Annotated in this window: 16 protein-coding genes; 7 read left to right on the top strand and 9 right to left on the bottom strand. The window is 66.2% G+C overall.

All coding sequences use genetic code 11. The features are described 5' to 3' along the window. The first annotated feature begins 48 nt into the window (after positions 1-48). Positions 49-1,986: an elongation factor G gene (locus BJF92_RS23630; protein WP_075637212.1), complete on the top strand. Its 1,938-nt coding sequence runs from the start codon at positions 49-51 to the stop codon at positions 1,984-1,986. Positions 1,987-2,034: 48 nt separating this feature from the next. After that, a complete protein-coding gene (locus BJF92_RS23625) occupies positions 2,035-2,964 on the top strand; it encodes a PhzF family phenazine biosynthesis protein (protein ID WP_075637211.1) in 930 nt (309 codons plus the stop codon). 142 nt (positions 2,965-3,106) lie between these two features. On the opposite strand, the gene BJF92_RS23620 is transcribed toward BJF92_RS23625, so the two are convergent. Then, entirely contained in the window at positions 3,107-4,111 is a 1,005-nt protein-coding gene (locus tag BJF92_RS23620) for a 2-hydroxyacid dehydrogenase (protein ID WP_075637210.1), read from the bottom strand. A gap of 326 nt (positions 4,112-4,437) precedes the next feature. Here BJF92_RS23620 and BJF92_RS23615 point away from each other — a divergent pair, with 326 nt between their 5' ends. Continuing rightward, a complete protein-coding gene (locus BJF92_RS23615) occupies positions 4,438-5,073 on the top strand; it encodes an SH3 domain-containing protein (RefSeq protein ID WP_425356486.1) in 636 nt (211 codons plus the stop codon). A 168-nt stretch (positions 5,074-5,241) separates the two neighbouring features. Here the strand turns inward: BJF92_RS23615 and BJF92_RS23610 are convergent, their stop codons facing one another. After that, positions 5,242-6,234 carry an adenosine kinase gene (locus BJF92_RS23610; RefSeq protein ID WP_075637209.1) on the bottom strand — a complete coding sequence of 331 codons (993 nt, stop codon included), beginning with the start codon at positions 6,232-6,234 and terminating at the stop codon, positions 5,242-5,244. A 424-nt stretch (positions 6,235-6,658) separates the two neighbouring features. Here BJF92_RS23610 and BJF92_RS23605 point away from each other — a divergent pair, with 424 nt between their 5' ends. Then, positions 6,659-7,843: an MFS transporter gene (locus BJF92_RS23605; RefSeq protein WP_075637208.1), complete on the top strand. Its 1,185-nt coding sequence runs from the start codon at positions 6,659-6,661 to the stop codon at positions 7,841-7,843. A gap of 23 nt (positions 7,844-7,866) precedes the next feature. On the opposite strand, the gene nth is transcribed toward BJF92_RS23605, so the two are convergent. After that, the gene (gene nth / locus BJF92_RS23600) at positions 7,867-8,727 is read right to left on the bottom strand and encodes an endonuclease III (protein WP_078058358.1); all 861 of its coding nucleotides are present in this window, start codon (positions 8,725-8,727) and stop codon (positions 7,867-7,869) included. A 193-nt stretch (positions 8,728-8,920) separates the two neighbouring features. On the opposite strand from nth, the gene BJF92_RS23595 reads away from it, so the two are divergent. Together BJF92_RS23595 and BJF92_RS23590 are read left to right on the top strand one after the other, a co-directional pair. Next, the gene (locus tag BJF92_RS23595; protein ID WP_075637207.1) at positions 8,921-9,415 is read left to right on the top strand and encodes a DUF2244 domain-containing protein; all 495 of its coding nucleotides are present in this window, start codon (positions 8,921-8,923) and stop codon (positions 9,413-9,415) included. An 82-nt stretch (positions 9,416-9,497) separates the two neighbouring features. Then, positions 9,498-10,376, top strand: a complete 879-nt coding sequence (locus tag BJF92_RS23590) for a methylated-DNA--[protein]-cysteine S-methyltransferase (protein WP_075637206.1) — start codon at positions 9,498-9,500, stop codon at positions 10,374-10,376. A gap of 174 nt (positions 10,377-10,550) precedes the next feature. Here the strand turns inward: BJF92_RS23590 and BJF92_RS23585 are convergent, their stop codons facing one another. From BJF92_RS23585 to mepA, 6 genes are all read right to left on the bottom strand, one after another. After that, positions 10,551-11,186 (bottom strand): 2,3-bisphosphoglycerate-dependent phosphoglycerate mutase, encoded by a 636-nt coding sequence (locus BJF92_RS23585; RefSeq protein ID WP_075637205.1) that lies wholly within the window; start codon positions 11,184-11,186, stop codon positions 10,551-10,553. An 82-nt stretch (positions 11,187-11,268) separates the two neighbouring features. Then, positions 11,269-12,087 (bottom strand): 4-hydroxy-tetrahydrodipicolinate reductase, encoded by an 819-nt coding sequence (dapB, locus tag BJF92_RS23580; RefSeq protein ID WP_075637204.1) that lies wholly within the window; start codon positions 12,085-12,087, stop codon positions 11,269-11,271. Continuing rightward, complete coding sequence (locus BJF92_RS23575) at positions 12,084-14,000, bottom strand: ABC transporter ATP-binding protein (RefSeq protein ID WP_245294878.1); 1,917 nt, start codon at positions 13,998-14,000, stop codon at positions 12,084-12,086. Before BJF92_RS23575 ends, dapB begins: the two co-directional genes overlap by 4 nt. A 381-nt stretch (positions 14,001-14,381) precedes the next feature. Beyond that, complete coding sequence (locus tag BJF92_RS23570; RefSeq protein ID WP_425356488.1) at positions 14,382-15,407, bottom strand: glucokinase; 1,026 nt, start codon at positions 15,405-15,407, stop codon at positions 14,382-14,384. 42 nt (positions 15,408-15,449) lie between these two features. Further along, positions 15,450-15,830, bottom strand: coding sequence for a methylglyoxal synthase (locus tag BJF92_RS23565; RefSeq protein ID WP_075637202.1), 381 nt, complete (start codon positions 15,828-15,830; stop codon positions 15,450-15,452). Between the two features lie 172 nt (positions 15,831-16,002). Continuing rightward, positions 16,003-17,004, bottom strand: coding sequence for a penicillin-insensitive murein endopeptidase (gene mepA / locus BJF92_RS23560; RefSeq protein ID WP_075637201.1), 1,002 nt, complete (start codon positions 17,002-17,004; stop codon positions 16,003-16,005). Positions 17,005-17,365: 361 nt separating this feature from the next. Between mepA and BJF92_RS23555 the strand changes: the two genes are divergently transcribed. Beyond that, a complete protein-coding gene (locus BJF92_RS23555) occupies positions 17,366-19,297 on the top strand; it encodes an extracellular solute-binding protein (protein WP_078058363.1) in 1,932 nt (643 codons plus the stop codon). Positions 19,298-19,507: the final 210 nt, after the last annotated feature.

Raw genomic sequence — 19,507 nt, 5'->3', positions numbered from 1 at the left:
TCACTTCTCACGAACTTCACATCCGACTTTCTGAGAAGCTGAGGCATCATGCGCAGTTTGAATTTGGGCATCCTCGCCCATGTGGACGCTGGCAAAACCAGTCTGACTGAACGACTTCTTTTCGATGCAGGCGTGATCGATCGCCTCGGGAGCGTCGATAAGGGCAGCACGCAAACGGACACGCTGGCGCTTGAGCGTCAACGCGGGATCACCATCAAGGCGGCGGTTGTCTCGTTCAAGATCGGGGACCGTATCGTCAACCTGATCGACACACCCGGCCATCCGGACTTCATCGCGGAAGTCGACCGGGTTCTCGGTCTGCTTGACGCGGCGATTGTCGTCGTTTCCGCCGTCGAAGGCGTGCAGGCGCAGACGCGGGTTCTGGTGCGTGCGCTTCAGCGCCTGCGGGTGCCCTTCGTGTTCTTCATCAACAAGATCGATCGCCGCGGGGCAGACGTTCCGGCGGTGATCGCGGCGCTTCGCTCTGCGCTGCCCGTGCGCCCGATTGGCGTGTCGCGTGTCATCGAAGCGGGCACGAAAAACGCCCGGGCCGAACCGCTCGATCTTCGAGATCCCGCACTCTTCGACACAGCTTGCGAGGCGATGGCGGATCACGATCCCGATCTGCTTGCGGATTATCTCACGGCGCCGCAGACCCTGACCGCGCAACGCCTGCAGGACGCCCTGCGCGAGCAGGTTGGTCAGGGACTGCTGCATCCGAGCTTCGCCGGCGCGGCGATGACAGGCGTCGGTGTGCCGGCGCTGATGTCCGCCATCGCTACGATCCTGCCGGCGCCGCTTCGCGATCCCGCCGCTGCCGTAGAAGGAACGATCTTCAAGATCGAGCGCGGCTGGGGCGGAGAAAAGCTGGCCTATGTCGCCTTGACCTCCGGCACGATTGCGCTGCGCCAGACACTTTCCCTGCCGAGAGGTCCTGAGCGGGTCACTGTAATTCAGGTCTTTGACAATGGGCAGACCCGTCCGGCCTCCTGCCTGCAGGCGGGGCAGATCGGCCGGATCTCGGGTCTGTCCCATGCGCGCATCGGCGACAGCGTGGGAGACATGCGCGACTCTGCCGTCAAAACGGCCTTTCCGCCGCCGACGCTCGAAGCGAAAATCGTGGTCGCCAGAGCCGGCGACCATGGCGCCCTGTGGGTGGCGCTCAGCCAGCTTGCCGAACAGGATCCCTTCATCGCCCTGCGCAAGACAGCGGACACGGGCGAAATCTACCTGTCGCTCTATGGCGAGGTGCAAAAGGACGTCATCCGCGACACGCTGCTGGCCGATTTCGACCTTTCGGTCGCGTTCGAAGAGAGCACGATCGTCCATGTGGAACGGCTGCTCGGCATTGGCACGGGCCTCGAACTCATTTTCAGGCCGCCCAACCCCTTCCTCGCCACGGTCGGCCTGCGCGTCGAGCCGCGCAAGGAGGGCGCCGGAAACAGTTTCGCGCTTGAAGTGGATGTCGGCCAGATGCCGGCGAGTTTCTATCGCGCCGTGGAGGAAACCGCGCTGGAAGCCCTCGAAGACGGCCTCTTCGGATGGCCCATTGTCGATTGCCACATCGCCATGACCGATGCAAAACACACCTCCCCCTCCAGCACAGCCGGCGATTTTCGCCAGTTGACGCTCTGGGTGCTGGCCAAGGCGGTGCAAGAAGCGGGCACGGTTGTCTGCGAACCCGTGGAGCAATTTCGGCTGGAAGCGCCAAGCAACGCCTTTCACACCTTGCTGACCGTGCTGGGCAAGGCCGGGGCTGCCGTGACGCATTCGGCAGTGGAGGGCGAAACCCTGTTGCTTGAAGGCACGATCGCTTCGGCGCGCGTGCAGGGCGTCCTGCGGGAGCTTGCGGGCCTCACCGCCGGCCAGGGTCTGATGGAAACGACGTTTTCCCATCATGCCCCGGTCTCAGGTCCGCCGCCCTCCCGCGCACGCGCGGGCTCCGCGCCATTCTTGTCCCATAGAACAAGTTTGCCCATTCCATGAGACGGGCGCCTTCCTACAAAAGGCTCCCGCCACAGGAACCCGCACCCCATGCCCCAGTTTCCCTTCGTCACGCTCGATGTCTTCACCGAACGCCGCTTCGGCGGCAATCCGCTGGCGGTCGTCACCGATGCCTGGGGGCTCGATGGCGCGGCGATGCAGGCGATTGCGGCGGAGTTCGGCTATTCGGAAAGCACCTTCATCCTGCCGCCCAAGGACCCGGCCAATACGGCCGAGGTGCGGATCTTCACGCCCACCATGGAGATCGGCTTTGCCGGCCATCCCAATGTCGGCACGGCGCAGGTGGTGGCCGAAAGGATCCAGGCGGAGACAGGGGCGCTGCCGGACCGGCTGCGCTTCGAGGAGGGCGCCGGGCTGGTGATCGTGGAGATCCTGAAGGCCGGCGACGGGACGCTTGCCGGCACGCGCATCACCGCGCCGCAGCCGCTCATGCTGGGAGGCGAGGTCGATGTCGAGACGGTCGCGGCCTGCATCGGGCTCGGTGCGGAGGCGATCAGGACGGACCGCCACGCCCCAGTCTTTGCCTCCGTCGGCCTGAAATTCGTGATCGCCGAACTGGGCAGCCTGAAGGATCTGGCCGCCGCCCTGCCAGATATGGCCGCTTCGCGCCGGGCGCAGGCGCTCCATGCCGAGGAGACCGATCATTTCCCGATCTTCCTCTACGTGCGCGAGGAGAGCGCTCCCGACGCACCGATGGCCATCCGCGCCCGCATGTTCGCGCCCCTGGACAAGATCCCGGAAGACCCTGCCACCGGCAGCGCCTCCGGCGCACTCGGCGCGCTTCTCGCCACGCTGGACCCGCGCGCGGATGCGTGGATCGAGGTCCGCATCCGCCAGGGGGTGGAGATGGGCCGCGAGAGCATCATCGATGTCGCGGCCGAGAAGCGGCAAAGGGTGGTCGAACGCGTCACCATTGCCGGGCGCAGCCTGCGGGTGATGGAGGGCTTCATCACAGTCTGACGACCCCTAGAGCATCGGACCGAAAAGTGGGAACCGGTTTTCGGAGAAATCCGATGCAAAAACAAAATCCTAGATCACCAGACTGCGTATGATTTTCAGTCCGATGCTCTAGAGCCGGAGCACCTGCCTCCGGCCTGTGCCATCACACCCGGCTGGGCAGCACCCGGTCCGGCGGGCGGTGGCCGTCGAAGAAGGTACGGATGTTGATGATCACCTTCTCGCCCATGTCGATGCGGCTCTCCAACGTGGCGGAGCCCATGTGCGGCAAAAGCACGACGCGGCCTTCGGTGGCCAGCTTGAAGAATTTCGGGTTGATCGCCGGCTCGTTCTCGAACACATCCAGCCCGGCGCCGGCGATGCGGCCCTCGCGCAGGCACTTGATCAGCGCGGTTTCGTCGACGATGCCGCCGCGCGCGGTGTTGACGATGTAGCTGGTCGGCTGCATCAGCTGCAGGCGCCGGGCCGAGAGCAGATGGTAGGTGGCCGGGGTCGAAGGGCAATTGACCGAGACGATATCGACCCGGGCCAGCATCTGGTCGAGGCTGTCCCAATAGGTCGCCTCCAGCGCCTCCTCCGTCTCGGCGCTGACGCGCTTGCGGTTGTGATAGTGGATCGACAGGCCGAAGGCTTTGGCCCGCTTCGCCACCGCCGTGCCGATGCGGCCCATGCCGACAATGCCGATGCGCTTGCCGGAAATGCGCCGGCCGAGCATCCAGGTCGGCGACCAGCCGGCCCATTCATGGCGCCGGTCGGTCAGCACGGTGGCGCCCTCCGTCAGCCGGCGCGGTACGGCGAGGATCAGCGCCATGGTCATGTCGGCCGTGTCTTCGGTCAGCACGTTCGGCGTGTTGGTGACGGTGATGCCCTTGGCGGCGGCGGCGTCCACGTCGATATTGTCGACACCATTGGAGAAGCTGGCGATCAGCTTCAGCTGCGGCCCCGCCTGCTCGATCAGCGCGGCATCGATCCGGTCGGTGACGGTGGGCACCAGCACGTCGGCGCGCTGCACGGCCGAGACCAGTTCGGGCTGGCTCAAGGGCCGGTCGTCAATGTTCAGCTCCGCCTCAAAAAGTTCACGCATCCGTGTCTCCACCTGATCCGGCAGCTTGCGGGTGATGAAGACCTTGGGCTTTTTCTTCGCAGTCATGGCGGATCTGTCCGGTCTCGTGTTGACGGCTTGTTAACCAGGATCGGTAATGGTCACGTAACGGCGCATTGTCTAGCAGACCGCCTCGCGAACTCAATCAAAACTCTCGACGGCGTCTGGACCCGCGCCGTGGAGCGCGCCCTATGACGGGTCGCCCTTCGGGGCGAACCTGCCGGCAGGCGGAGGACCGCGCGAGAGGCAATGGGCCGAACGTGGTCTGATTTTGACATTTGCCGTCAAGGGCGCTGCGACCGGTGGCAAATGTCGAAATCAGACCGCTGGAGCCGCATCACGGGCCTCCGCTCCATGAGGGACGGCGGCTGCGGATGCGCGAGATTTGCAAGGCGCGCGACGGCGGCCCCTCAAGGGGCGCGGCCGGCAGCGTCGATCGAAAGTGGATGTCCATGCGCCGGATCCCTGTCATCTTGCTGAAAGGCACCGTGCTCGCCGGCATTCTGCTGGGCGGGATTGTTTCGCAGGCGCCGCTGGCCAAGCCGGCCGCCGCCCAGGCGACGCGCGGCGCCAGCGGCCTGCCGCTGCCCCGCTTCGTCAGCCTGAAATCGCGCAGCGTCAATCTGCGCGTCGGCCCGAGCCTCGATTACGCCGTTTCCTGGCGCTATCTCAAAGCCGGCATTCCGGTGGAAATCATCCAGGAATACGAGAACTGGCGCCGCATCCGCGATGCCGAGGGCACGGAAGGCTGGGTCAACCAGGCGCTGCTTTCGGGCGAGCGCACGGCGCTGACCGCGCCCTGGATGCGCGGCAAGGGCTCGGGCGTCTTCGTCAACATGCGCCGGGAGCCGGCCTCGGGCGCGGGCATCGTCGCGCGGATGGAGCCGGGCGTGATCGTGCATGTGCGCGAATGCAATGGCGACTGGTGCCGTGCCGAGACGCAAGGCGTCAGCGGCTGGATCGCCCAGAACGAACTCTGGGGCGCCTATCCCGGCGAGGCATTCAAGTAGGGCACGCGCCCCGGGAATTGACGCGGCCGGCCGGGCGGATGCTCCGCTAGAGCATCGGACTGAAAACAGTCCTCAGTGCGATGCTTTAGCTTTTTGTTTTTGCATCGGATTTTTCCGAAAACCGATTCCCGCTTTTCGGTCCGATGCTCTAGGCCGGATCACAGATCATCAGAGCAGGCCGGCACGCTCGGCTTCGGTCTTGAGCGAGACCATGGGCCGCGGCCCGATCTGCTGGATGACGATGCCGGCGGCAAGGCTGCCGAGCCGGCCGCAATCGGCCAGGCTGCGCCCGGCGGTGTAGCCGAACAGGAAGCCGGCAGCATAGAGATCGCCCGCGCCGGTCGTGTCCACCAGCTGGGCGATTTCAAGCGGCTCCACCGGCACGCGTTCGCCATCCTTCAGGATCACCGAACCCTCTTCGGACATGGTGACGACGGCCAGCTTGCAATCGGCCGCAATCGCCGCGAGCGCCGCCTCGAAATCCTCGGTCTCGTAGAGCGCCAGCGTCTCCGCCTTGTTGGCGAAAACGATATCCACCGTGCCTGAGCGCATCAGATCGAGGAACTCGGCGCGGTAGCGGTGAACGCAGAAACTGTCCGAGAGCGTCATCGCCACTTCGCGGCCATGGGCATGGGCGATGCGGGCGGCGGCGCGGATGGCATCCTTGGCGCGCGGCGGATCCCAGAGATAGCCCTCGAAATAGGTGACGGCGGAGGCGGCCACCACCTCCTCTTCGACATCGTCGGGCCCCAGCTCCACGCAGGCGCCGAGATAGGTGTTCATCGACCGCTCGCCATCCTCGGTCACGAAGATCATCGAGCGTGCGGTCGGCGGCGCTTGCGTCAGCGGGGCGGTCTTGAAGTGAACGCCCTGAGCGCGAATGTCATGGGCGAAGATCTCGCCGAGCTGGTCGTCGCAGACCTTGCCGAAATAGGCGGCGCGGCCGCCGAGGCTGGCCACACCGGCCGCCGTGTTGCCGGCGCTGCCGCCCGAGGCTTCCACGGCCGGACCCATGCGGTCATAGAGCAGCGTGGCGCGTTCGGCGTCGATCAGATTCATGGCCCCCTTGATGATGGCGTTTTCCTCAAGGAAGGCATCCTCGCAGCGCGCGATGATATCGACGATGGCATTACCGATCGTCAGCACGTCGAAACTGGTCATTCAATCCGATCCGCTCTTGGGCCGCCGGTGGTGCCGGCCATGGGGAAACTTCTTTCGCGCTAGCGCATAATCACGGCGGAGGGAATCCCTTTGTTTCGCCGGCATACGCATTGCTTCACCGCCGCTGGCGCAGGACGCAGGCCGCGCCCCGCCGCATCCCCCACCGGCCGCCCCCCCGGCACGACACGCCGCCCGCAGGCGGACCCAGGCCAGAATTTGCAGGGCGTGGCCCGGACCGGAATGCTTGCCTGCAACGGGCTCGCCATGTCATGCCTGCGGCATTGCGGGAGGAGCGGCGCAACAACCGCTGCAGGCTGGCCGGGCGGCGTCGCTTCGGCATCGGACTGCCGTGGAACAGGAAAGGCACGGGGCCTTTTCCGTGATTCGGTTTTCACGGGAAACACCCCGCGTGACAGAGGCAGGCATGACCGGTTCGGTTCAGGACGCACGCATCCCCATGCGGCTCACTCTCATTCTGGCGGCGGCCTGCGGGCTGATCGTCGCCAATCTCTATTACGCCCAGCCGCTCGTCGGGCCGATCAGCCGCGATCTCGGCCTGTCGCCGGCCGCCAGCGGCCTGATCGTCACGCTGACGCAGATCGGATATGGTCTCGGCCTGCTCCTGATCGTGCCGCTCGGCGATCTCATCGAGAACAAGCGGCTGATCCTGACCATGCTGCTGCTGGACGCCCTCGCCGTGCTCGGCGCCGGTCTGTTCAATCAGGCTGCGCCCTTTCTCTCCGCCGCTCTTCTGATCGGCCTGTGCTCGGTTTCGGTGCAGATCATCGTGCCCTATGCATCGGCCATGGTGGCGCCCGAGGCACGCGGCCGCGTGGTGGGCAATGTGGTGAGCGGGCTTCTGGTCGGCATCATGCTCGCCCGGCCGGTCTCCAGCCTGATTGCCGGCATCGTCTCCTGGCATGCGGTCTTCTTTCTGTCCGCAGCCGTTCTCCTGGGCCTCGCTTTGCTTCTCGCCCGCACCCTGCCGGAGCGCCGGCCGGCGGGTAGCCTCGGCTATTTCGCGCTGCTTGCCTCGATGAAGGATCTGGCGCTGCACACGCCCGTGCTGCAGCGGCGGGCAGCCTATCAGGCCGGCCTGTTTTCCGCCTTCAGCCTGTTCTGGACGGTGACGCCGCTGGAACTGGCAGGTCCCGAATTCGGCCTGTCGCAAAGCGCCATCGCGCTCTTCGCGCTGGCGGGGGCAGCCGGCGCCATCGCTGCGCCGATCGCCGGGCGCCTTGCCGACCGGGGCCTGAGCCGGATCGCCACGCGCGTGGCGCTGGTCATGGCGACGCTGTCCTTCGCCCTGACCTATCTTGTGCCCTCCGGCTCGCTCGTCTCGCTGGCGCTGTTCACGCTCGCCGCGATCCTGCTCGATGCCGGGGTCTCGACCTCGCTGGTGCTTGGACAGCGGGCAATCTATACGCTGGGCGAGGCGGAGCGCGGCCGGCTGAACGGGCTGTTCATGGCCACCTTCTTCCTGGGCGGGGCGCTAGGCTCGGCCGCGGGCGCCTATGCCTATGCCCATGGCGGCTGGCTCGCCGCCTCGCTGCTCGGCCTGGCGCTGCCCGCCGCAGCCTTCCTCTTCTCGCTGACGGAGAAGCGGTAGAGCGTCACCCCACGCTCTGGGCTTTACGGCTGCCCTTCATCCGCCGCAGCATTGGCGCCCGTCCATTCGACAAGCGGCGCCGGCACGTCGCAGCTCTTCTCGTCCGCCTTGCACAGGTCGGCGATGATGCAGCGCTCGCATTCCGGCCGGCGCGCCTTGCAGACATAGCGCCCATGCAGGATCAGCCAGTGATGGGCGTGGAAGAGGTAGTGGTCGGGAATGACCCGGATCAGGCGTTCCTCCACCTCGTCCGGCGTCTTGCCGGGTGCGAGCTTCAGCCGGTTGGCAAGGCGCAGGATATGGGTGTCGACAGCCAGCGTCGGCTGGCCGAAGGCCATGGAGAGCACGACATTGGCGGTCTTGCGCCCTACGCCGGGCAGGCGCACCAGTTCCTCGCGCGTGCGCGGCACCTCGCCGCCGAAATCGCGCACCAGCATTTCGCTGAGCGCAATCACATTTTTGGCCTTGTTGCGGTAGAGGCCGATGGTCTTGATGTAGTCGCGGACCTTCTCCTCGCCCAGCGCCAGCATCTTTTCCGGCGTGTCGGCCACGGCAAAGAGCGCGCGGGTGGCCTTGTTGACGCCGACATCCGTGGCCTGGGCCGAGAGCGCCACGGCGACGACCAGGGTGAAGGGGTTCACATGCTCCAGCTCACCCTTGGGCTCGGGCCGCTGGATGGAGAAGCGGCGGAAGATCTCCTCGATCTCCGCGCGGCCATAGGCCGTGCGTACCCGCGTCTTCGCCGCCCCGCGCCGCGGCGCCGGGCGGGCCTTCACCTTCGGCGGAGCCTTGACGGCCTTGTCGGCGTCGGCAGGGCCGGTAACGGGTGACAGGGTCTCTGAGGGGTCGGAAAGGGCGGTGTTCTGGGTCGTGATCTTGGCCATGCTCCCTCATACAGGATCGTCCCGCCGCCCGCATCGCCGTTTTGATCAGGGCCGGCAGAGAGCCCTGTCCGTCATCCACCGCAGCACAGCGAGACGATGCGCCCTCCCTCTGCTGCCGTCTCCCTCACCTTCTTCTGATGGCTCCCCGCAAAAGCCGCGCGCCGAGGCCGGTTCTCGTCTATGCTGCCGGGCCATGATCGCCAGCACGCGCGCGGACAATCCCAGTGAAAGGCCGGTCTTCACGGCCGAGCTCAGGCCCCATCGTTCGCTGGGGCCCAAGGGCACGCGCGTGCTGCTGGTGCTGGCGATCCTCCTGGGCCTGGGCCATGCGACGCTGTTTCTCGCCATCGGCGCCTGGCCTGTCCTGCCCTTCTTCGGGCTCGATATTCTGCTGCTGCTCGGCGCGGTGTGGATGAGCCACCGGGCTGGGCGCCGGCGCGAGGAGGTCAGCATCTCGCGTGTCGATATCCGCCTGCGCAGCTTCTCGCCTGAAGGCGCCATGGTCGAGCATCGCTTCAATCCGCTTTCCGCCCGGCTGGAGATTGCCCGCCATGCCGAGATCTGCATCACCGCCCTGCACATCGCCGAGCGCGGCCGCATGGTGCCGGTCGCCAGCTTTCTCAATCCGCAGGAGCGGGAAAGCTTCGCCGCCGCCTTCTCGCAGGCGCTGGCCCGCGTCAGACGCTGAAGCTGCTTGGCCAAGAAACGGGTGGCGAGCCCCGCGCGGTGTCTTTACGCTGCCCCCCTGATCGATGCTCGGAGAGACCCTTATGACGCTTGCCGCCACGCTTGACACCGAAATCCTTCCCGGCGCCGGCGATTACGAGACGGTCTGCCGGATCATCGAACGCCTGACGCTGGACTATCGGGCGCAGCCGGGCCTGGAGGAGCTGGCCCGCCAGCTCGGCCAATCGCCGACCGAACTGCAGAAGACCTTTTCGCGCTGGGCGGGCCTGTCGCCCAAGGCCTTTCTGCAGGCGGTGACGCTCGACCATGCCAAGCGCCTGCTCGGCCAGGAGGGCCTGCCGCTGCTCGAAGCCAGCATCGAGCTCGGCCTGTCCGGGCCCGGCCGGCTGCACGATCTCTTCGTCACCCATGAGGCCATGTCGCCGGGGGAATGGAAGGCGCGCGGGGCGGGGCTGACGATCCGCACCGGCTTTCACCCCTCCCCCTTCGGCCAGGCGCTCGTGATGATCACCGAGCGGGGCCTGGCGGGGCTTGCCTTCGCCGATGCCGGGGGGGAGGCTGCCTGTTTCGAGGATATGGCGCGGCGCTGGCCGGAGGCCCGCTTCGTCGAGGACGGACCGGCGACCGCGCCCTATGTCGGCCGCATCTTCGACCCCGCCCGCTGGCGGCCGGAAGAGCCGCTGCGGGTGGTGCTGATCGGCTCGGACTTCCAGGTTCGCGTGTGGCAGGCGCTGCTCGACATTCCGCTCGGCCGGGCCGAGACCTATTCGGCCATCGCCGCGCGCATCGGCAGCCCCAAGGCCTCGCGCGCGGTGGGCGCGGCGGTGGGGCGCAATCCCGTCTCCTTCGTCGTCCCCTGCCACCGCGCGCTCGGCAAGGGCGGGGCACTCACCGGCTATCACTGGGGCCTAACGCGCAAGCGCGCCATGCTCGGCTGGGAGGCCGGGGCGCTCGGCGCGTGAGCGAGTTGCACGCGAACACGAAAAAGCCGGCCCCTCGCGAAGCCGGCTTTTCTGTTCCTAGAGCATCGGACTGCACATCTTGCGCAATCCAATGCTCTAGGATTTTGTTTCCGCATCGGTTTTCTCCGAAAACCGGTTCCCACTTTTCGGTCCGATGCTTTGGTGTGCAATGGCTCAGTGCGCGCCGGACATATCGCCCAGCACCGTCTTGGTGGCGACGCTGGAATCGGCGTTGAGCGTGTAGACCATCGGCACGCCGGTGGCGAGGTTGAGCTTGAGGATCTCCTCGCGGCTCAGGCGGTCGAGAACCATCACCAGCGCGCGCAGCGAATTGCCATGGGCGGCGACCAGAACCTTCTGGCCGGAGAGCACGCGCGGCAGGATATCGGTCATGTAATAGGGCCAGACGCGGGCGCCGGTGTCGCGCAGCGATTCGCCGCCGGGAGGGGCGATGTCATAGGACCGGCGCCAGATATGCACCTGCTCCTCGCCCCACTTGGCGCGGGCATCGTCCTTGTTGAGGCCGGAGAGATCGCCATAGTCGCGCTCGTTCAGCGCCTGGTTGCGGATGGTTTCCAGATCGCTCTGGCCGACCGCGTCGAGCACGAACTGGCAGGTCCGCTGGGCGCGGGTCAGCGCCGAGGTGAAGGCGATGTCGAACTTGATGCCGGTTTCGGCCAGCGCCTTGCCGCCGGTCTTGGCCTCTTCCACGCCAAGCTCGGTCAGATCCGGGTCGCGCCAGCCGGTGAAGAGGTTCTTCAGGTTCCAGTCGCTCTGGCCGTGACGGACGAGCACAAGGGTTCCGCTCATGAATGACTTTCCTTCGAGGTGTTGACGGTTAAAGCTTGAAGTCCGGCCTGTCGCCCTCACCCGCCGGGAGGCGCGGGAAGGGTCAGTTCAGTCCGAGAACGTCGGGCATCGTATAGAGGCCGGGCTTTTTGTCACGTGCCCAGAGCGCGGCCGCAACCGCGCCGCGGGCAAAAATCGCCCGGTCCGTGGCGCGGTGCGACAGGATCACCTCCTCGCCCTCGCCGGCGAGATAGACCGAATGCTCGCCCACCACCGAGCCGCCGCGCAGCGTGGCGAAACCGATCGTGCCCTCGGGGCGCGGGCCCGTATGCCCATCGCGCACGCGCACGGACTGTTCCTTGAGGGAAATCGCCCGGCCGCGCGCGGCCGCATCGCCTAGAAGCAGTGCCGTGCCCGAGGGGGCATCCACCTTGTGGCGGTGGTGCATTTCCAGGATTTCGATGTCCCAGTCGCGGGCCGGCAGAGCGCGCGCCGCCGTCTGCGTCAGCGCGGCCAGGAGCGTGACGCCGAGGCTCATATTGCCCGACTTGACCAGCCGCGCGTGGCGGGACGCCGCCTCGAACGCCGCATCGTCGGTCTGCGAGCAGCCGGTGGTGCCGATGACGTGGACGATGCGCGCCTGGGCCGCAAGGCCGGCAAAATCGACAGAGGTTTCCGGCTTCGTGAAGTCGATCACGCCATCGGCATCGAGAAAGGCCTTGAGCGGATCATCGGTCACCGCCAGGCCTATGGGCCCCAGGCCGGCCAGCTCGCCGGCATCCCGGCCGACAAAGGCCGAACCGGAACGGGCGACCGCTGCATGCAGCACGACGCCGGGCGTCTGATGAATGACGCGGATCAGCGCCTGGCCCATGCGGCCGGCGGCGCCCGTGACCACGAGCTTCATATCGGACAGGCTCATCGGGCTTGCTCCTCGCTGGCGGGCTTTTCGATTGCGGGCGTTTCGCTGGGAGGCGTTTGCTTGGCCGGCGTCTCGCCGGTCGATGCATCAAAGGCAGCGGGATCGGAGGCAGGGCCGGACGCCGCAGAGGACGGCGCGAGTGGCGCCTGAAGATTGTGCAGACGGGCATAAAGGCCCTCGCGGCGCCCGGCGAGCGCATCATGCGAGCCCTCCTCGACCACCATGCCGTCGCGCATCACCACGATCTTGTCGGCATTGACAATGGTGGACAGGCGGTGGGCGATGACGACGACGGTGCGTCCCTCCATCGCATGGTCCAGCGCCTTCTGCACGGCGGCTTCCGATTCCGTGTCGAGCGCGGAGGTGGCCTCGTCGAGCAGCAGGATCGGCGCGTTGCGCACCAGGGCGCGGGCGATCGATAGGCGCTGGCGCTGGCCGCCCGAAAGCGTCACGCCGTTTTCGCCCACCGGCGTGTCATAGCCCTGCGGCTGCGCCAGGATGAAGTCATGGGCATAGGCGAGCCGGGCGGCTTCTTCCACCTCGGCATCGCTCGCCCCCTCGCGGCCATAGCGGATATTGTCGCGGATCGTGCCTTCGAACAGATAGGGCTGCTGCGAGACATAGGCGAGCTGGGCGCGCAGCGAGGCCTTGGTCACGTCGAGAATATCCTGTCCGTCGATCAGGATCTGGCCAGCGGTGGGATCATAGAAGCGGGGGATAAGGCCGATGACCGTGGTCTTGCCGGCGCCCGAGGGGCCGACCAGCGCCGTGGTCTTGCCGCCCTCGGCCGTGAAGCTCACACCCTTGAGGATCATGTCGCCGCCTTCGGCATAGGAGAAGGCGACATCGCGGAACTCGATGCTGGCCATGCCGACATGCAGCGCGGTGGCGCCGGGTTTGTCGCGCTGGTGGGGCACCGTATCCAGTACCTCGTAGATCATCCGCGCATTGACGACGGCGCGCTCCAGCGAGACCTGCAGGCGGGCAAGCCGCCGGGCCGGGTCATAGGCCATCAAAAGCGCGGTGACGAAGGAGAAGAAGGCGCCCGGCGGCACATTGTCATAAATCGCGCGGAAGGCGGCATAGGCCAGCACGCTCGAGATCGCCAAGCCGGCAAAGGTCTCGGTCATGGGCGCGGTGCGCTCCGACAGACGCGCAATGCGGTTGGCGCGGTTTTCGGCGCGGTCGATGATCGATTCCACCTTGCCGCGCAGCTGGTCCTCCATGGTGAAGGCCTTGACGATCGAGATGCCCTGGATCGTCTCCTGCATGGCGCCGAGCACGTGGCTGTTGATCTCCACCGATTCGCGCGTGGCCTGGCGCAGCCGCCGCGAGACATAGCGCAGGCCGAGCAGAAGCGGCGGCGCCACCACGAAGACGATCAGCGTCAGCAGCCAGTCCTTGGAGATCATCACGCCGATCAGCGCGATCAGCGTCAGCAGGTCGCGCGCGATCGAGGTGACCGTCATGTTCAGCACATCGCGGATGCCCGAGACGTTCTGGCTGATCTTGGCGGAGATACGGGCCGAGCGGGTGTCGGTGTAATAGCCGACCGACAGCGCCATCAGATGGGAATAGAGGCGGCGCTGATAGCTGGCGACGATGCTGTTGCCGATCTTCGACAGCGCCACGGCCTGGCCATAGGTGGCGAAACCGCGAATCAGGAAGGAGAAGAAGATGGCGGCGCAGATGATCAGCACCATGTCGGCGCGCTTGTTGGCGAAGGCCTCGTTGACGACCGACTCCATGATCCAGGCGGCAAAGGCGGTGGAGCCGGCGATGATGCCGAGACAGATGATGGCGAAGACATAGCCCTTGATGTGGGCCCGGCCATTCTCGGCCACGACCCGCTTGAGCACGCTCGTGATCGTCTCGGCGTCAACGGCGGGCTGCTTGATCTTTTTGTCTTTCAATGCGCCTATCCTTGAGGGCTTGCGGGCCTTGAGAGCTTGCCGGCGGGCGGGCCGCCACAGCATCCTGAACGCGCCGAGCGAGACGATGGGACTGGACAGGCTGACGGGCGGGGCAGCGCGTACCGGACGGACCGGCCGATTGCTTCGGCCACGATGTCCCCGGGCGCTTGCTTCAGGCGCGCTCCGTCTGCCAATCCCAGCCTTCCGTCCCGCGAAAGACACGCTTGGTCGCCGCTCCTATAATCGCTTGGCTTGGATTTGGCGAGTCTTGCGCCAAGGCCTTCGGCATGCACCCGGCAAAGGGTTTGCCGATTCAAGGGCCCGCTCGTTCAAGGGCCCGCACGGGCAGGCCCTTTGGATCGCGGATGGACGAGCCGGCGCTTAAGGCCGCCAGCAGCGGCCTTCCGTGGTCAGGCCGAAACGCTGCGGCGCGCGGGCATAGGCCGAAAGCCCGGAAAGGGCGGCGGCAGGATGAGTGACGACGAAGGTCGGGATCGTCTTCAGAAGGGCCGAATGCGGCGCCTTGTCCTCGAAGCCCGCGCGGAATTCGGGGCCCTGCAGCGCCGGCAGGATCTTCTGGGCGATGCCGCCGGCGAGGAACACGCCGCCGCGCGCCATGAACACCATGGCCATGTCGCCGGCGATGCGGCCGAGATAGGTGGAGAACAGCTTCAGCGTCTCGTCGGCTGCGGCATCTTCATGGGCGAGCGCGGCCTGGGTCACTTCGGCCGGATCGGCATAGAGGGCCGGCTTGCCATCGGCCGCGCAGATGGCGCGGTAGAGATTGAGCAGGCCGCGGCCGCAGATGACCTGCTCGCCGGAAATGCGCCCCTCGATGGTTTCCAGATGCGGCCAGATGGCAAGATCGCGCGCCGTGCGCGGCCCGAGATCGACATGGCCGCCTTCGCCGGGAACCGGAAACCAGGTCTGACGCGCATGGACGAGGCCGGCGACGCCGAGGCCGGTGCCCGGCCCGAGAACGGCGCAGGAATGGTCCGCCAGCACTTCGCCGCCGCCGACCTTGACCCGGTTCTCGTCCGACAGATCGGCGATCGCCAGAGCCTGGGCCTCGAAATCGTTGATGACGATCACTTCCGTCAGATCGAGCGCCGCAATCATGTCAATTGGGCGGATGATCCAGCCGGCATTGGTCAGCGGGATCTCGTCGCCCTTGATCGGGCCGGCAACCGCGATGATGGCCGAGCGCGGGCGCGCCATGTCCTTGGGCAACACGCCGGAAATCAGCGCTTCTTCGATGCTCTTATAGCCGCCGGTGGGAACGATCGGAAACAGATGCGGCTGCGACCCGGCATCGGGGATCAGGCCGAAGCGGGCATTGGTGCCGCCGATGTCGCCGATCAGGATCGGAAAAGCGAGGCCGGCGGTGAGGTCTTCGTCGGTGGGCAGGGACATGGGCGGTTCCGTGAAGTGGGACTGGCTTAAGCTCTATCAGGACTGTGCGAAGACGATCAACTGCTCGGCCGTGGCGCGGTTCAACGCCATGGGAATGTCGTAAACGGTGGCAAGCCGCATCAGCGCCTTGACGTCGACATCATGGGGCATGGCCGTCAGCGGATCGGTGAAGAAGATCAGCATGTCCACCTCGCCGGTCGCGATCAGCGCGCCGATCTGCTGATCGCCACCCAGGGGACCGCTCTTCAGCCGCGTGACCACAAGGCTCGGACAGGCCTCCTGCACCCGGCCGCCGGTCGTGCCGGTGGCGACGATGCGGTAGCGCGCGAGGACAGCCTCATGCGCGCGTGCGAAATCCGCCAGGTCCTGCTTCTTCTGGTCATGGGCGATCAGTGCGATGCATGGTGTATCGGCCATCCCGTTCCCCTCCCGGCGGCCATGCCGAACAGCGGCCACCTCGACATAAGTCGGTTGAGACCACAGCTTCTAATCGTTTTAAAGCGTCTGTCGAGGGGGATGGCGCACGAAAGAGCGCCGGCAGCGGCAGGCTACCGGCGCTTTTTACCCATAATCTAAAAAGCAGACTATATTACTCCTCGCCACCTTCGGCGTCGGGCACGCTGGCCGGCGGCACCAGGCCGGACTTGACCGGCGCGGGCTGGACCTTCACGCCAGCCGCGGCGGGGGCGGCCAGAACGGCGGAGCAGGCCTTCGGCAGGTCGGCGAGCGTGGTGAAGCGTGGCTTCACCGGCTTCTGGTCCGGCGCGGGCTTCGGCTGGGGCTTCGGCTTGGCCCAGGGCTCGGGCGTGAACCACCAGGCGAGCGACTTGTCGCAGCCATCGCCGGCGGCCACGGCGGCCTGCGGCTTGCAGGATGTGTCGCCGGCAGGGCATTTCAGGCGAATGTGGAAATGCTCGTCATGGCCGTACATCGGCCGAATCTTGCCGAGATTGCTGCGGTCGCCGGTCCAGGTGTCGCAGAGCTTCTTCTTGATCGCCGGATTGACGAAGATCCGCTCCACCTCCGGCTGGGCCGCCGCTTTCAGCAAGAGCTTGGCATGGGTGGGCGTCCAGCGCTGCGAATCGACGGTGAGGAACTTCGACTTGTCCAGCATGGAGGCGAAGGGATAGGTCTCGCGCGCCTCGGCCGAGAGCGTCTTGGCCGGCATCGGCCGGAACCAGATGTCGACGTCGAGTCCGATCTGGTGGGAGGCATGGCCGTTGAGCATCGGCCCGCCGCGCGGCTGCGACATGTCGCCGACCAGGACGCCGCGTCCCCAACCCAAGCTGGCCGCCTGACCCGAGAAGCGCTCGATGAAGCTGACGAGTTCCGGCGTGCCCCAGCGCCGGTTGCGCGACAGGCGCATGGCCTGCCAGGTCGGCCCGTCCGCCGGCATTTGCACGCCGCCGGCGAGACAGCCCTTGGCATAGGAGCCGATCGGCGCCGTGGCGCCCGCAGAGGGCAGCGTCACCGCGCCGAAGAGCTGCTTGGCCGGCGTGGGATCCTGGGCATGGGCAGACAGCGGCAGAAGCGCCGCAACGAGGGCGCCGGCAAACAGGTGGCGGAAGGAGCGGGAGGATCGCAAGGCCATGGGGAATATCCGATGATCGGCCGGCCTCTGTCCTCAGAAGCCGGGCGCAAGCCCGAGGGAATCGACGCCTGCGCGCCGTGCTTTCCTCCTGCTAGAACATCGCCTTTGTGTCAGACTTGCGTCATGCGCGCCGGCGGGGCGGCAAAAGCAGTCAGGCACAATACATTTGCAGCTATGGAGATTTGCCCGCGCGCAAGCGTGATCGGGCATTGCAGCATGCGGCCTGTCTTTTGCCGCAGTTTCCCCTATTCTGCCGCATGTCGATTTGATGACGCCCGCCCCCTGGTTGCCGCCATCTGACAGATGACTGCCGCCCCATAACATGGAGAGATGTTTGGCCCCGACCGCCCTGCTCGACCGGATGACGCTGCGCGTGAGACGTCCTTTTGCCTGCCTTCTGCAGGTGCTCGCACTTGGAGCCACCATCGCGCTCGGTGCCGCGCCGGTGCTGGCGCAGGATGCGGCAGGCCAGACCGGGAAACAGGCGCAGACGGGCGGGCAGGCAGCGGCGCCGGTCTGGCGCCACGGGCTGTCGATGGTCGGTCCGCTGAAATATGCCGAAGGCTTCCAGCGCTTCGACTATGTCAACGCCGCAGCACCTCAGGGCGGCGAGGTCAGGCTGAACATCATGGGCAGCTTCGACAGCACCAATCCGCTGCTGGCCAAGGGCGATCTGGCCGTTGGCCTCGTCGGCCCCGCCGCGGATGCCTCGGGAATGTCCATGGGCCTGGTCTTCGAAACGCTGATGAAGCCCTCGATGGACGAGATCTCCTCCACTTATGGGCTGATCGCTGAGGCCGTCTCCTTCCCCGAGGACATTGCCTGGGCGAAATTTCGCCTGCGCGCCGAGGCCCGCTGGTCCGACGGCACGCCGATCACGCCGGAGGATGTGATCTTCAGCTTCGAGCAGACCAAGGCGCTCAATCCCCAGAGCGAATTCTACTACAAGCATGTGGTCAAGGCCGAGAAGACGGCCGAGCGCGAGGTGACCTTCACCTTCGACGAAACAGGCAACAAGGAGCTGCCACACATCCTCGGCGGCCTCCTGATCGTGCCCAAACTGTGGTGGCAGGGCCAGGGGCCCGATGGCAAGGCACGCGACATCTCCCGCACCACGCTGGAAGCGCCGATGGGCTCGGGCCCCTATAGGCTGGTATCGATCGCGCCCGGCTCGGCGCTGCGCTACGAGCGTAACCCGGATTACTGGGGCAAGGATCTGCCCGTCAACATCGGCCAGAACAATTTCGCTGCGATCAGCTTCACCTATTTCGCCGATCTCGACGTGGCCTTCGAGGCCTTCCGCTCCGGCAATGCCGATTATCGCTGGGAGAATTCAGCCCGACGCTGGGCGACCGCCTACGACTTCCCCGCCGTCAAGGATGGCCGGATCGTGCGCGAATCGCTTGAGAACGACAACCGCAACTCCGGCGTCATGGTCGGCTTCATCTACAATCTGCGCCGGGACAAATTTCAGAACCCGAAGCTACGCGAGGCGCTGAACTATGCCTTCGATTTCGAGGAGCTGAAACGGACGATCTTCTTCGGCCAGTATGACCGGATCGACAGCTTCTTCTACCGCACGGAGCTGGCCTCCTCGGGCCTGCCCCAGGGCAAGGAGCTGGAGATCCTTCAGGGCCTCAAGGATCAGGTTCCGGCCGATGTCTTTACCAAGCCCTATCTGAACCCTGTCGGCGGCGACCCCACCAAGATGCGCGAAAATCTGCGCCAGGCGATCGCGCTTCTGAAAGAGGCGGGCTACGAGCTGAAGAACAACCGCATGGTCAATGTGAAGACCGGCGAGCCGCTGACCTTCGAGATCCTGCTCGACGGCAACACGATCGAGCGGGTCGCCCTGCCCTTTTCCCAGAACCTCAAGCGCATCGGCATCGAGGCCAGCGTGCGCTCGGTCGATTCCGCGCAGTTCACCAACCGCTGGCGCGGGCGCGATTTCGACATGCTCTATCTGGGCTGGGCGCAGTCGCTCAATCCCGGCAATGAGCAGACGGAATATTGGGGTTCGCAAGCGGCCGCACGCGAGGGCTCGCAGAACTTCTCCGGCATCAGCAATCCCGGCGTCGACGCGCTGATCCGCAAGGTGATCTTCGCGCGCGACCGCGAGGAGTTGGTGGCCGCGACCCATGCGCTCGACCGCGTGCTGCTCGCCCACCACATCATCGTGCCGACCTATGCCTCGAAGAATTCCAACATCGCCTATGCCAAACGGCTGAAGCACCCGGACCCGCTGCCGGAATATGCCGTCGGCTTCCCGGCGCTGTGGTGGTCGCAGCCGTAATCCGCCCGCGCCCGCCCTTCACAAAGACAGCCTCGTGAAAGCTTGGACCGCCAGTGTCGGGGACTCCTGTCCTGGGCGACACGGGTGGCCGATCCCTCCGGCCCGGCGGGAGGCTCGACGAGAACAGGCGGCGCCGCTGCGCGAGCGCCCCGACCGAGACAGAAAGACACGACATGACCCGCCCGGCCGCACCATGGATGTTGAAACCGC

The organism is Xaviernesmea rhizosphaerae (assembly GCF_001938945.1).
Classification (GTDB): domain Bacteria; phylum Pseudomonadota; class Alphaproteobacteria; order Rhizobiales; family Rhizobiaceae; genus Xaviernesmea; species Xaviernesmea rhizosphaerae.
Note: the sequence above shows the minus strand (reverse complement) of the source record. Positions and strands in the feature narration are given on the sequence as shown.